Raw genomic sequence first — 14,010 nt, 5'->3', positions numbered from 1 at the left:
GCATGAATATCGACACCTTGCTGATCGAACTGCCCGCCGGCAAGCACCCCTGGCGCTTGCCGGTCTTTACCGACCTGGGCCTGCATCAACAGGCCCCGGCCCGTTTGCTGGCAGTGCTCGAACGCCAGCGTCCGGCGGTGGTAATGATGAGCGCCGAACAACTGGAGCGTCTGCTGGACTTTCCCGCCCTGGCCCTGAGTGATCTGAGCCATCTGCAACAACTGTTGTTCATCAGCCTCCGACCGGGCGACTGGCAGTTGGCGGAACGGGCAGCGGCGCAGCTCGATTGCCACGTAGAGGGTTTTACCGATGACGGGCGCGACCTGGTCAGCGTCAAGCGTGAGCACCAGCGCTGGTGCCAGCGGGCACTGGAACATCCCCAGGTGAATGCGGTGGCGCTGCACGGCACGACGCTGTTCGCGGTGCCCCAGCCGTGCGAACCGGCGACAGTGGACGATCAGTTGGACGCGACCGCAGCCGCCGTCGATCAGCAGTTCAGCGTCACGCAGCTGACCGACGCCGTACAGTTGAACCAGCGCTTGAGCCACGCCGCCTTGCTGTCGATGCTCAATGGCCTGGAGCAGTGCGACCTGCTGCCCGCACCACTCAACGATGTGGCGCACAGCCTCGCCAATGCCGGCATCGCCCCCGGCCACCGCCCGCTCATCGCACGCTGGCTCGACGTGCTCCAAGCCGAGGATTTGCTGCGCTGCCAAGGCGACCACCTGCATCCCAGCCTCGACGCCAGCACCTGGAGCGACGCCAGCCTGGAGGGCATCTGGGCACAGTTGAGCCTGGACTGGGCGCGCAACACCGGCGGCAGCGCCACCCTCGATTACGCTCGCGACAACGCTCGCCAGTTGCCGGCGTTGATGCGCGGTGAGTGCGCGGCGGTGCACCTGCTGTTTCCCGAAGGCCGCACCGAACGTGCGGCGGCGTTGTACCGCGAAAGCCTGGCGGCGCAGTACCAGCATCGCGCCGTGGCTCACTGGATTGGCGCCTGGGCTGCGCGCCAGAGCGGCACCGAGCCCTTGCGGGTGCTGGAAGTCGGTGCCGGCACCGGTTCCACCACCCAGGCCGTAGTGCCGGCCCTGGCCAAGGTCACGGTGGACTATCTGTGCACCGACGTGTCGCGCTACTTCAGCGAGCAGGCCGCCGAGCGTCTGCACGCCTGGCCGTGGGTGCGCCACGGGGTGTTTGATATCGACCGCCCCGCCCCTGCCCAAGGCTATCGCACCCAGAGTTGGGACCTGATCGTCGCCGGGGGCGTGCTGAATGCCGCCCGCGACACCGAGCGCTCCCTGGCCACCCTGCTCGCCTTGCTCAAACCCGGCGGCTGGCTGGTGTTCAGCGAGCCGACCCAGGAGGAGTTCTGGGTGATGGCCTCCCAGGCTTTCATGCTCAACCAGGCCAGCGATGAGCGCGCGCTGAGCAGCAGTACCTTCCTCGACCTCAACCAATGGCAAACCGCCCTGGCCCGCGCCGGGTTCCAGGGCAATCGCAGCCTGCCCGCCGCCGACCACCCGCTGGCGTCGCTCGGCCATCGTGTGTTCGTCGCCCAAGTGCCCTGCCAACGCTTGAGCCGCGCCGCGCTGGCCGCGCACCTGGAACACCCAGACCTGCACCTGGAACTGCTCGACCGTTTGCCCGACCTGCCTACCGCCAAGGACTTGCCATGACCCCGCTGGCCTACCCTTTCAATGCCTTCACCGACCTGGAGCTCGCCGAGCCTTACCGCCATGCCCAGCAAGCACCGGGCCTGCTGCGTATCCAGATGCCCATCGGCGCGCCCGCCTGGCTCGCCACCCGCTATGACGATGTGCGCCTGGTGCTGGGCGACCGGCGCTTCAGCCGCAGCGAAGCATTTCGCCGCGACGATGCCCCGCGAGCATTCCCGCGAATTGCCGGCGGCATCGTGATGATGGACCCGCCGCAACTCACTCGGATCCGCTCCCGCGCCGCCCAGGCGTTTACCCGGCGGCGCGTCGAAGCACTGCGCCCCCATGCCCGGGCCTACGCCCATGAGTTGATCGACCGTATGCTCGCCGCCGGCCCGCCCGCCGACTTGGTTGGCGACTATGCCTTACCGTTGCCCCTGGCGTTGATTTGCGAGCTGCTGGGCGTACCGCTGCAAGACCGTGAACGCTTTAAGGTATGGAACGACTCATTGCTGTCGACCCGCGCCGAAGACGCCGCGTTGACCCAACAGCACTTGGGTGAACTGGCCGAGTACATCAAGGGCCTGGTCGCCGAGCGGCGCCGTCAGCCTCAGGACGATTTCATGACCGCCCTGGCCCAGGCCGATGACCAAGGCGAGCGCCTGAACGAAGACCAACTGCTGCTGTTGTGCATCGCCATCCTCGTCGCCGGCTACGAAGGCAGTGCTTCGCAGATCCCCAATTTCATTCTGGTGTTGCTGGACAACCCCGAACAGTGGCAACAACTCAAGGCCCATCCCGAGCAGATTCCGCAGGCGGTGGAAGAACTGCTGCGCTATATCCCGCTGGCGTCGGCGGCGATGTTTGTGCATTACGCCCTCGAAGATATCCAGGTGGGTGAAACCCTGGTTCGCCAGGGCGAAGCCGTTTTCGCGTCCATCGGTGCGGCCAACCATGACCCGGCGCGCTTTGCCGACCCGCAAACCCTCAACCTGCAACGCAATGCCGGCGGCCATTTCGGCTTCGGCCACGGCCTGCATCACTGCATCGGCTCGGCGCTGGCGCGGGTGGAGTTGCAAGAGGCGTTGCAAGCCTTGGTAGAACGCCTGCCCAACCTGCAACGCTGCGGGCAGGTGCAGTGGAAAACGGCGACGTTCTTTCGCGGTACCCACTGCCTGCCGGTGACCTGGTCATGAGCCGCGCTCGTCCACGCGTGATCGTCGCCGGCACCGCGTTCGGCCGCATCTACCTGCAAGCCTTGGCTCGTGCCCATGAGCGCTATGAATTGGTCGGCATCCTGTCGCGTGGCAATGCCTATTCAAAGGCCTGCGCCGATCACTACGGGGTGGCGCTGTACGAGGCCGTCGAGCAGGTGCCCGATAGCGTCGACATTGCCTGCGTGGTGGTGCGTTCCGGCGCCACCGGTGGCGTGGGCAGCGAACTGGCCCAGCAGTTCTTGCGCCGTGGCATTCACGTATTGCAGGAACACCCGGTGCATCACCGCGAAATCGCCGCGTGCATGCAGGCGGCGCGTCAGGGCCAGGCGGCCTATGCGGTCAATACGCTGTACCCGAATATCCTTGCGATCCGGCGTTTTCTGGCGGTAGCCGCGTACCTGCGTGAGCAACAAGGGCTGGCCTATATCGACGCGGCCTGTAACAGCCAGGTGGCCTACCCGTTGCTGGATATTCTCGGGCGCCTGGCCGGTGGTTTGCGGCCCTGGGTATTTGCGGCGCCGGCCGCCAGTGTCGGTGCGCAACCCTTCACGCGGTTGAACGCCAGCTTCAATGGCGTGCCGATCAGCCTGCGCGTGCAAAACCAGGTACATCCCCAGGACCCGGATAACCACTCGTTCCTGCTGCATCGCCTTGAAGTCGGCTGTGAAGGCGGCGTGCTGAGCCTGTGCGACACCCACGGCCCGGTGCTGTGGAACCCACGCCTGCACGCACCACGGGACGACACCGACCGCCTGATCATGGCAGGCAAAGGCAGTGAACGATTGGCCGGGCCGAGCATGGTGGTGCTCGACCCGCACATACCCGCCAGCTATCACCAGGTGTTCAACCAGCTCTGGCCCGATGCGGTCAGCCTCGCCCTGGATGCGCTGTGCGCCGACATCGCCGAACCGGCGCAGCGCCTGCGCAGCGGCATGTGGGCCACCGAGGTGTCGATGGCCTGGCGTGAAATGAACAGCCTGATCGGCATGCCGGAACTGATTGAACCGCCGATTCCCCGCGCGCTGCCGATGACCGAACTGCATCGCTGCGCCGACGCCGTACAGCCGCCTGGCGCTGACCCCAGCGCGCAACTCGTGGGAGCCCTGCCCTTTTGAACACTGCCCAATCCCGTTCGTCCTGCAGCCATGTGCTGCTGTGGGTTCGCGACCTGCACCAGGCGGTGGCGAACTTTCGCGCCGCCGGTTTCGAGGTCATCTACGCCACCGCCGAGGCCCGCGCGCAACACGCGCATATCTGGTTCAGCCACGGGCCGATCATCGAGCTGCTCACCACCCCGCGTCATGCCTGGTTGTTCAAGTGGCCCATCGACTGCCTGGCCGGGCGTGGCGCCGGGCGGCGCATGTTGCGCTGGGCTGCCCAGGGTGAAGGTTTTTGCGACCTGGCGCTGCTCTGCGATGATCTGGCCCTGGCCCCCCGTCTGACAAACCTGGCGGCCGGCGGCGTGGCCATGGGCCGTGTGGTGAAGTGGCAACGCACCTGTGCGGACGGCAGCCAGACGCGCTTTCGGTTTGTTTACCCACGGCATGAGCGCCTGCCGTTTCTGGTCACGCCCTATTCGCCCTCCCAGCACCCGCAGCGACTGATCCATCCCAACGGCGCCACGGGGCTGGCGGCCATTCACCTGGGCGTAAGCCCCGCCGATCACAGCGCCCTCAACCTGCTCGCGGGCGAAGACCCGATGTTGCACCTGCAACCCGCCGAATTTACCGGCGTACAGGCGGTGCAAGTCGCCGGCCTGGCGCAACCATTGACGTTACACGGTGCGCAATTGCTGAGCTGCCCGACTGCACATGGAGATAGCCATGCTTGATGGATTCACAGACTGGCCCGAAGATTTTATCCGCCGCTACCGCGAGCAAGGCTACTGGCAAGGCGTGCCACTGGGCCAACTGCTGCGTGAGCAAGCCCAGCGTACGCCGCAGCAAGAGGCGCTGGTGGACGGCAACCGACGCTGGAGCTACGCCGAGCTGGACCAACACGCCGACCGCCTGGCCGCTGGCCTCGCCGCGCGCGGGCTGGTCGCCGGCCAGCGAGTGCTGGTGCAACTGCCCAATATCGCCGAGTTTTTCAGCCTGACCTTCGCTCTGTTGCGCCTTGGAGCGATCCCGGTGTTTGCGTTGCCGGCCCACCGCGAACATGAATTGGCCCACTTGGCGCACCTTAGCCAAGCGGTGGCCTATGTGATTATCGACCAGCACCTGGGCTTCGATTATCGGCCCCTGGCGCGTACGTTGCGTAGCCAGGTGTCGAGCCTGCAACAGGTGTGGGTGGTAGGCGCAGCCGAGGAATTCGTGGCCCTGGCCGACTGCGTCGCCACCCCCCACCCGTTCCCGGCGCCGGACGCTCGCGATGTGGCGGTGCTATTGCTGTCCGGCGGCACCACTGGCCTGCCCAAGCTGATCCCACGCACCCATGACGACTATGCGTGCAATGCCCGGCTGGCGGCGCAAGCCTGCGGTTTCGACCGCCACACCCGTTACCTGGCGGCGCTGCCGGTGGCACATAACTTCCCGCTGGCCTCGCCGGGCGCACTCGGGGTGTTCAGTGTCGGCGCCACCTTGGTACTGGCGCCGGAACCAAGCCCCGACACCGCCTTCGAACTGATCGAGCGCGAACGCATTACCCACACGGCGTTGATTCCGCCATTGGTGTTGCTGTGGCTGGAAGTGGCGCAATGGTCCGACAACGACCTCAGCAGCCTGCAATGGCTGCAAGTCGGTGGCGCACGCCTCAAGGCCGAGATCGCCGCACGCATCCGCCCCACCCTGGGCTGTGGCCTGCAACAGGTGTACGGCATGGCCGAAGGATTGCTGTGCTTTACCAGGCTGGATGACCCGCAGGCGCTGGTCTTCGACACCCAGGGCCTGCCGCTGACCGCTGCGGATGAGATCCGTATTGTCGATGCCGACGATGTGCCGGTGGCTCCCGGCGCCGTCGGTGAATTGCTGGTGCGCGGGCCCTACACCATTCGCGGTTACTACAACGCTCGCGAGCACAACCAGCGCGCCTTTACCGCCGATGGCTTTTATCGCAGCGGCGACCTGGTACGGCGCCTGCCCGAAGGGCATTTGATCGTCGAGGGGCGCAGCAAGGATGTGATCAACCGGGGCGGCGAAAAGATTCCGGTGGAAGAGATCGAGAACCTGCTGCTCGGCCATCCGCTGATCCGCGATGTGGCACTGGTGGCGCTGGCCGACGAGTTGCTGGGTGAGCGCAGTTGCGCCTGCGTACTGGCCCACAGCGCGCCATTGGACCTGGCGTCGATCAACGCCTGGCTGCGCGAACGTGGGCTGGCGGCCTACAAGTTGCCAGACCGCTTGCAGGTGCTGCGCGAGTTTCCGCTGACGCGCCTGGGCAAGGTCAACCGCAAGGCCCTGGCGGAACAGGTGCTGGCCTTATGAGCCCGTGGCTACGTGTATTGCGTGAGGGGCAACAGCCCCGCGCACGCCTGGTGTGCCTGCCCCACGCCGGTGGCAGCGCGAGCTTTTTTCGGCCGTGGCTGGCGCATTTGCCGGGTGACATTGACCTGTTGGCAGTGCAGTACCCCGGGCGCGAAGAGCGCTTCAACGAAGCGCATATCCCATGCCTGGCGACCCTCGCCGAGCACATCAGCCAGGCGTTGCTGACCTTGCCTGCGCGGCCCCTGTGGCTGTTCGGCCACAGCATGGGCGCAGCGCTTGCCTATGCCGTGGGCGCACTGCTGGAAGCCGCCGGGGTAGGCCCTGATCACGTGTTTGTCTCGGCCCATGCACCGCCGCACCGGCAACCGTCCAGCGACCTGCATCGCCAGGACGACAGCGCGTTGATTGCCGACATCCTGCGCCAGGACGCCCAGGCCGCCGACCTGTGGGCCAACCCGCAGTTACGCACGCTGTTTCTGCCGGCATTGCGCAGCGACTACCAGGCCATCGAAACCTGGCGCCCCGCGAACCTGCAGCCGTTAACGGCACCGCTGGACGTGCTGCTGGCCCGCGATGACGCCGAAGTCAGCCTGGAGCAGGCTCGCGCCTGGGCCGACCTGAGCCGCCATACCCCGGACATCCGCCTGTTCGACGGCGACCACTTTTACCTCAAGCATCAGCCGCGACCGGTGATCGACCACCTGTTGCAGCGCACCGCCTACCTTCAGGGAGACGCACGATGAAAACCCCGGAACACTGCACTGGCCTTCACGACATTCGCCATGCCATCGACAGCCTCGACAAGCAGATCATCGACGCCCTCGGCCTGCGCATGCAATACGTCAAGGCCGCCTCCGCATTCAAACCCGACCAGGCCAGCATTGCCGCACCCGATCGCGTTGCGGCGATGTTGCCCCAGCGCCGGCAGTGGGCGCAGGAGGTCGGGCTGGATGGAGAATTTGTCGAGGGCCTGTTCAACCAGATCATCCACTGGTACATCGCCGAGCAGACGGCCTTCTGGCTACAGAAAAAGAGCCAGTGCGTATGAACGCGGCCGATTTGCTCAAGACCTTCCAGGCCGCGCACCAACGGGCGGTGGCGTACCAGCGCCCCGTTATTGCCGTCAGCGCCTACCCCGCGCCGACGCTGGCGCCCTTGGTAGTGTACAAGGCCCATCGCCAGGGTTTCTTCTGGTGTGCGCACTCGCCGGACTTAAGTTTGTTCGGCCTCGGCTGCACCTGGCAGATCGAAGCCTCGGGGCCCCAGCGCATGGCCGAAGTGGATCGCCAATGGTTCGCACTGTGCGCCGATGCGCTGGTGGACGGCCCGCATCCGCCCTTGCTGCTGGGCGGTATGCGCTTTGATGAGCAGCAGCCCTGCGCATCCCATTGGGCGCCGTTTGCCGATGCCAGTTTCCACCTTGCCCACTGGTTGCTCAGCGAGGACACCCACGGGCGCTGGCTACGCTGCCAGCGCGTGGTCGAGCCCGGCAGCGATCCTGCGGCCTTGGTGCAAGCAAGCCTGGCCGCCCTTGAACAACTGCTCAACCCAGCCACCCACGTTGCTCCTACCCCCCATGTATTGGAACGCGTCGCACTGCCGCGGGATCAATGGCAGGTCAAGGTCGAGACCGCCTTGCACGCCATCGCCCAGGGTGACTTGAGCAAGGTGGTGCTGGCGCGGCATATCGACCACCACCTGGACGCCGCGCTCGACACTGGCGCGGTGATGGGCCGCCTGCACGCTCGGCGTAACGCCTCGCACTTGTTCGCGATTCACCGGGGCGAACACTGCTTCATGGGTGCCACGCCCGAGCGGTTGCTCAGTTGCGAGGCGGGCCGTCTCACCACCCACGCCCTGGCAGGCAGCACCCGTCGTGGGTTCAAGCCCAATGAAGACCAAGTGCTGGGGGAACGTTTATTGGCCGACCCGAAAGAGCAGCACGAGCATCAACTGGTGGTGCAGACCATTACCCAAGCCTTGGGTGACAAGGTCAGCGACCTGTACGCCGCGCCGCACCCCGGCTTGCTGAAACTTGCTACCGTGCAGCATTTGAGCACGCCCATCACCGCAAGGCTCAACGCCGGCAAGCGCCTGCTGGACGGTATCCAGGCATTGCACCCTACCCCCGCCGTCGGCGGTTTACCGCGCGCGCCTGCGCTGGATTTTATCCGTGAACACGAAGGCTTTGATCGCGGTTGGTATGCCGCACCAGTGGGCTGGCTGGACGCCGAAGGCAATGGCGATTTTCTCGTGGCCCTGCGCTCGGCGCTGATCACCCCCAGGCACTGCCATGCGTTTGCCGGCTGTGGGGTTGTCGAGGGCTCGCTGCCAGCCAATGAGTACGAAGAAACCCAGATCAAGCTGGCAAGCATGCAACAGGCGCTGCAACCGACCTGCCCTGCTGATACTGACGTGGCGTACAGCCAAACTCGCGGCGAAACACCGTATGCAAGTACTGCGCAGAGGTGAAGCCGCAGCGGGCGGCGATGTCGGCGATGGCCAGGTCCTGGTTCTCCAGGCCCTTGGCGGCGGCGGCGAGTTTGAAGCGCAGGATTTCGTCATGCACGCTGCACCCGCGCACCTTGCGAAAGTGCGCCTCCAATGACGAGCGTGAGACCCCGACATAGGCGGCCACCTGGTCGGTCTTGATCCCCTGGCACGCGTACTGGCGGATAAACAGCAATGCCTGCATCACATAAGGGTTACCCAAGGGCTGATGCAGGCTGGAGGCCTGCACGTTGATCGCGTCCGGCGGCACCAGCACCTGCGTGCCGGTGCAGGGCTTGCCGTGCAGCATCTGATGCAGCAAGGCCGCGGCAGTACGGCCCATGGTCTCGGTGCCCTGGATCACCGAACTCAGCGGCACCCGCGTCAGGGTGCGAGTCAGCGGGTCGTTGTCGATCCCGATCAACGCCACCTCCTCCGGCACCGCAATGCCCGCCGTCAGGCAAGCTTGCAACAACTGCCGGGCGCGAGCATCGGTGACCGCGATAATACCGATGGGCTTGGGCAGGCTGTGCAGCCAGGCAATCTGCTGCTCCACCGCGCTGTCCCACAACGGCGCACTGGTGCCCAGGCCGCGATAGATCTCCACCGGCAAACCATCGCGTTGCACCAAGCCGCGAAAGGCTTTCTCACGCTCCTGCGCCCAGCGATTGGCCTGGGCCTCGGGCAGGCTGAAACAGGCAAACCGCGTCAGCCCGGCCTCGATCAAATGCTCGTAGGCCAGCTTCATCAAGGCATGGTTATCGGTCGCAACATAGGGAATGCCCTTGGGGTACGCGCTGACATCCTCGTAAGATCCCCCCACCGCCACCACCGGTATCCGACTCCCGGCCAACGCCTCGCCAATCAGCGGGTCATCGAAGTCGGCAATGATCCCATCGCCCTGCCAGCGCTCGATACCGCGCAGACGGCAGAGAAAATCCTCTTCCAGGAACAGGTCCCAGGAAGCGCGGGTGCTGCTCAGGTAATTGCCGATACCGGTGATGATCCCACGGTCGTAGATTTTGCTGCCGTTGAAGAGCAAGGCGATGCGGTGCACGGGCGGTAGGGTTTTCATTGTTTTTGTCCTGGGGCCGGTGGGTGCAGATTAGGCGGGCAGGTCGGGGTTCTCAATAGGTAGGTGGGAGAATTGGCAAGCATAAACAGTGCCTCGATTTGAGGTTTGCCTCGGCGTACCAACCGAAACCACAGATGCGGCAGGCTGAGGTTGGAAATGCCGAGGCTTTACAGTCATGTTTGTCGCCGTTCAAACTACCTAAACTTCAGCAGTGCAACGCCGATCAACATCCAAATGAAGGCAATGATCATTATCTTCAAATTAACGGTGAGGCGACGCTTTAAGTAAGGTGGAAAATTTTTCAGATCGACTGGGTCCAATTCTCCAAGAATGAGAGAAGCTTTCGGCCACATTATCATTCCAGTGATTTTCGACATTTCCAAGAGAGACCAAATCAAACCTCGTTTTCCGAGGCTTGGGCCCCAGATATAAATATAACGGCTATTCTTTAAGGCATCTTTTATCGCGTCCAAATGGCGATGGGTCAGGTAAAGGCTGTATGCAAAGGTCCAAGCTGCAAGCAGCATGGGGCCGCCCAGAAAAGCGATTGCAACCCACGGAGACCACGTGTCGATATTGCTCATGGTTGATTAACTTCGTAGAGTTTTTCTCCCATAGCCTCACCAGCCATCGCTCCTCCTGTCGTACCCACCCATGTGCCTGCTCCCACTATAGCCGCGACACAAACAACCCCGCCGATGCCTCCAGTCGCTACGCCGATCGCCATGCAAATAGAACCGCTGGCAGCACCCGCCATCACCCCGCTCAAAGCTCCAAGAGAAGCAGATCCCACAAATTTTCCTACTTCCGTAAACTTGACCTTCTCGCAAGCCGCACCAGAATCGCCATTACACACCTGCTGAATTGCCAACAACGAAGACACCCCACCAAGGCCTATACCGATATAACCACCTGCCTTCATATACTTCGTGGCACGACTAACCGCCTCCACATGAGCGGCATACCCCGGAATCTGCCCCGGCCCGCCCGCCTTGTCCCAGTGATGCACCAGGCTACGGCTGGAAATACCCAGGGCTGTTTTCAACTTCGGGTGATCGCCCAGCGTGGTTTGGCCACGCAAGCGGGTGGAGTTGAGCAAATGGGCATCCAGTTGACTCATAAGCCGCTGACGATCAGCAAAGAACTGCGGCGATCTAAGGTGGCCGTGCTGCCGATAGCTTTCCTGGTGCAGGCGCTCCATCGCCTGGAGTGTGTCGCGCAGATTACTCAGGTGCTTCTCCATCACCACCGCACTCACGCCGAGCCAGGTTGAGGTATGACCGATAAAGCCTGCGATCTCGGCGCCATGACGATACAGAAAGTCGGCCTCGTCTGGCGTCAGGGCATCCAAGGACGCATCGACGTGTCGAGCAGCCTGCATCAGCTGCGCTTCCTGATAGGTGCAGGAGGTATTGCTCGGATCGCTGAGCACGATCATTGAGCCGGCTTTGACATGGCCTTTATTGGGGTTCAAGGATTGAAACTTGCGCATCACCACCAGGTCGCGAGCCGGAAACAGCGAGGCCTCCAATGCTTCGCGGGTCATGCTTTCGGGCGCGATATAAAAACCTGGCTCCTGGCTTTGCAGGCCGGGGAATATAGCCAGGGGCAAATTGCTTGAGGGGGTGTGCGCAACTGAGTTGCTGCTGGCCGTTGTTCGGGCCGGTTCTGCTGCACTACGGGTGACTTGCAGTGCGGTGTTTCGGCTTTCATAGGTAGCTGTAAAAACCGAGGGAATCAGCCGGGCTTTGCACGGGCAGTCACTATGGCTGTCCAGCGTGCCGGCCATCAGCTTGCCGTGACTGTTCATGTAGTAAATGCCGCCGACGATCTTATAGGTTTTGCCATCTTTGCCACAGCTGACGCGATCACCTTCACGCGCGTGAAGGAGGCCATACAAGTTGATGCGACTGTCACCGTCCAGCACTTTGCCGCCACAGGTGGTTTTATCACCCAGGCCGATGAAATAACCTATGCTCATTGTGTTCCCTTAAATTCATTTCGAATGAACCAGCATGTTCTCAATAGGGCGTTGCGCCCTGGCCGGTTCATCACTCAATAGTGGGTAGGAAGTCTTCTGCCAGTGGTACGCCATGACGTTCGATAAAGACTAACGAGTCCTGAGGTGTATTAATGATCTGATCACCGTTACTGAGATAACTGCTTACCAACGCGAGATTGCTATTTGCTTCGCCCGAGCCGGTCACAATAAGCGCCTGAGTTCCGTCGGGGTATTCCACACAATCCCCCTTGTGCGCACCGCGTATTTGCGAACCATCCGCCAATCGAAATTCAAATGCCGAAGCGGTGTGCTTGATGACACCACCGTTACGGGTCTGACTGCCTTCGGCAGCGACTCGGTAAATAGCAATGGGCGGGTGAGCGATGCAATAAGTCTGCTGATCTTTAACGACCTGTAAAGCGCACTCATCAAAGGTGGATAATTGCTGCTCCGTAAATGGTGGGCTATCTAATTGGTTTAATAATTCAGGCGTCACATCATTGGTAAACAGCAAGGAGTGCGATGCGCTCATAGTTTCTTCCTTAATGGTTGGTTTTAGCTGACACCCCAAACTTTGAAGAGGCATATCCCCAACGTAAAGTCAGACGTTTCCTTTAATCCTGTACTCCCTGAGCCGTTCTGAGCCATTCACTCAAAATCGCACTCCCCTTTGGTGATTTTCATAATCAGCGGCCAAGGCGCCGTTGCTAGTATCCAGACACCGCCCAGAACAATAAGGAAACCGCCATGCCGTATTTCCCCGGTGTCGACAAGGTTCGCTTCGAAGGCCCTGCCAGCACATCCCCCCTCGCCTTTCGCCATTACGACGCCAACAAACTGATCCTCGGCAAACCCATGCGCGAACACCTGCGCATGGCCGCCTGTTACTGGCATACCTTTGTGTGGCCGGGGGCGGATATGTTTGGCATGGGTACGTTCAAACGCCCATGGCAGCGCAATGGCGATCCGATGGAGGTGGCAATCAGCAAAGCGGAGGCGGCCTTTGAGTTTTTCTCCAAATTGGGCATCGACTACTACAGCTTTCACGACACCGACGTAGCGCCGGAAGGCAGCTCGCTCAAGGAGTACCGCAACCATTTCGCACAGATGGTCGATCACCTGGAGCGCCATCAGGAACAGACCGGCATCAAGCTGCTGTGGGGCACCGCCAATTGCTTCAGCAACCCGCGCTTTGCCGCCGGGGCCGCGAGCAATCCCGACCCGGAGGTGTTTGCCTACGCCGCCGCGCAAGTGTTCAGTGCGATGAATGCCACGCTGCGTCTCAAGGGTGCCAACTACGTGCTATGGGGCGGCCGTGAAGGTTATGAAACCCTGCTCAACACCGACCTCAAGCGTGAGCGAGAGCAGCTCGGCCGGTTTATGCGCATGGTGGTGGAGCACAAGCACAAGATCGGCTTTACGGGTGACCTGTTGATCGAGCCAAAACCCCAGGAGCCTACCAAGCACCAGTACGATTACGACAGCGCTACGGTGTTCGGCTTCCTGCATGAGTACGGCCTGGAGAACGAAATCAAGGTGAACATCGAGGCCAACCACGCGACGCTGGCCGGGCACAGTTTTCATCATGAAATTGCCACGGCCGTGTCCCTCGGGATCTTCGGCAGCATCGACGCCAACCGCGGCGACCCGCAGAACGGCTGGGACACCGACCAATTCCCCAACAGCGTCGAAGAAATGACCCTGGCCACCTATGAAATCCTCAAGGCCGGAGGCTTCAAGAACGGTGGCTACAATTTCGATTCCAAGGTGCGCCGCCAGAGCCTGGACGAGGTGGACCTGTTCCACGGGCATGTGGCAGCCATGGATGTGCTGGCGCTGGCCCTGGAACGTGCGGCGGCGATGGTGCAGAACGACACGTTGCAGCAATTCAAGGACCAGCGTTACGCCGGGTGGGAGCAGCCATTGGGCCAGGCGGTGCTGGCAGGTCAGTTCAGCCTGGAATCATTGGCTGAACATGCGTTTGCCCACGAACTGAATCCGCAGGCCGTGAGTGGTCGACAGGAGATGCTTGAGGGGGTTGTGAATCGGTTTATCTACACCTGAGTGTCCTGTGGCGAGGGAGCAAGCTTTCTCGCCACAATGAGAGTCTTCACCTAGTGTCTTTCCAACAACAATAAAAGGACGC

Annotated in this window: 13 protein-coding genes; 9 read left to right on the top strand and 4 right to left on the bottom strand. The window is 62.4% G+C overall.

The genetic code is table 11. The annotated features are described in order from the left end of the window. Window positions 1–2 precede the first annotated feature (2 nt). From E4O97_RS07540 to E4O97_RS07505, 8 genes are read left to right on the top strand one after another with little or no spacing between them, the layout of a single operon-like run. Window positions 3–1,679, top strand: coding sequence for a class I SAM-dependent methyltransferase (locus E4O97_RS07540; protein WP_248131596.1), 1,677 nt, complete (start codon window positions 3–5; stop codon window positions 1,677–1,679). Beyond that, entirely contained in the window at window positions 1,676–2,854 is a 1,179-nt protein-coding gene (locus E4O97_RS07535; protein ID WP_248161059.1) for a cytochrome P450, read from the top strand. The genes E4O97_RS07540 and E4O97_RS07535 overlap by 4 nt, the downstream gene beginning before the upstream one ends. Further along, window positions 2,851–3,990, top strand: coding sequence for a Gfo/Idh/MocA family oxidoreductase (locus tag E4O97_RS07530; RefSeq protein ID WP_078821034.1), 1,140 nt, complete (start codon window positions 2,851–2,853; stop codon window positions 3,988–3,990). The genes E4O97_RS07535 and E4O97_RS07530 overlap by 4 nt, the downstream gene beginning before the upstream one ends. Next, window positions 3,987–4,706 carry a VOC family protein gene (locus E4O97_RS07525; protein ID WP_248161058.1) on the top strand — a complete coding sequence of 240 codons (720 nt, stop codon included), beginning with the start codon at window positions 3,987–3,989 and terminating at the stop codon, window positions 4,704–4,706. The genes E4O97_RS07530 and E4O97_RS07525 overlap by 4 nt, the downstream gene beginning before the upstream one ends. Then, window positions 4,699–6,297: an AMP-binding protein gene (locus E4O97_RS07520; RefSeq protein WP_248161057.1), complete on the top strand. Its 1,599-nt coding sequence runs from the start codon at window positions 4,699–4,701 to the stop codon at window positions 6,295–6,297. The genes E4O97_RS07525 and E4O97_RS07520 overlap by 8 nt, the downstream gene beginning before the upstream one ends. Then, window positions 6,294–7,040, top strand: coding sequence for an alpha/beta fold hydrolase (locus tag E4O97_RS07515; protein WP_248161056.1), 747 nt, complete (start codon window positions 6,294–6,296; stop codon window positions 7,038–7,040). The genes E4O97_RS07520 and E4O97_RS07515 overlap by 4 nt, the downstream gene beginning before the upstream one ends. Beyond that, on the top strand, window positions 7,037–7,345 hold the full coding sequence (locus tag E4O97_RS07510; protein ID WP_005787433.1) for an isochorismate lyase: 309 nt from the start codon (window positions 7,037–7,039) through the stop codon (window positions 7,343–7,345). Before E4O97_RS07515 ends, E4O97_RS07510 begins: the two co-directional genes overlap by 4 nt. Further along, window positions 7,342–8,769: an isochorismate synthase gene (locus E4O97_RS07505; RefSeq protein ID WP_248161055.1), complete on the top strand. Its 1,428-nt coding sequence runs from the start codon at window positions 7,342–7,344 to the stop codon at window positions 8,767–8,769. Before E4O97_RS07510 ends, E4O97_RS07505 begins: the two co-directional genes overlap by 4 nt. Here E4O97_RS07505 and E4O97_RS07500 read toward each other — a convergent pair. From E4O97_RS07500 to E4O97_RS07485, 4 genes are all read right to left on the bottom strand, one after another. Next, window positions 8,657–9,862, bottom strand: a complete 1,206-nt coding sequence (locus tag E4O97_RS07500) for a XylR family transcriptional regulator (protein ID WP_078821030.1) — start codon at window positions 9,860–9,862, stop codon at window positions 8,657–8,659. The genes E4O97_RS07505 and E4O97_RS07500 overlap by 113 nt on opposite strands. 194 nt (window positions 9,863–10,056) lie before the next feature. Further along, complete coding sequence (locus E4O97_RS07495) at window positions 10,057–10,446, bottom strand: hypothetical protein (RefSeq protein ID WP_078821029.1); 390 nt, start codon at window positions 10,444–10,446, stop codon at window positions 10,057–10,059. Then, on the bottom strand, window positions 10,443–11,843 hold the full coding sequence (locus E4O97_RS07490) for a PAAR domain-containing protein (protein ID WP_248161054.1): 1,401 nt from the start codon (window positions 11,841–11,843) through the stop codon (window positions 10,443–10,445). Before E4O97_RS07490 ends, E4O97_RS07495 begins: the two co-directional genes overlap by 4 nt. Window positions 11,844–11,913: 70 nt before the next feature. Continuing rightward, window positions 11,914–12,396, bottom strand: coding sequence for a hypothetical protein (locus E4O97_RS07485; protein ID WP_248161053.1), 483 nt, complete (start codon window positions 12,394–12,396; stop codon window positions 11,914–11,916). Window positions 12,397–12,611: 215 nt separating this feature from the next. On the opposite strand from E4O97_RS07485, the gene xylA reads away from it, so the two are divergent. Beyond that, window positions 12,612–13,928, top strand: a complete 1,317-nt coding sequence (gene xylA / locus E4O97_RS07480; protein ID WP_248161052.1) for a xylose isomerase — start codon at window positions 12,612–12,614, stop codon at window positions 13,926–13,928. The last annotated feature ends 82 nt before the right edge of the window (window positions 13,929–14,010 follow it).

This window comes from Pseudomonas sp. W15Feb34 (assembly GCF_023127765.1).
GTDB classification, from domain to species: domain Bacteria; phylum Pseudomonadota; class Gammaproteobacteria; order Pseudomonadales; family Pseudomonadaceae; genus Aquipseudomonas; species Aquipseudomonas synxantha_A.
The sequence above is the reverse complement of the archived record's forward strand: the minus strand, read 5'-3'. Positions and strand labels throughout refer to the sequence as shown.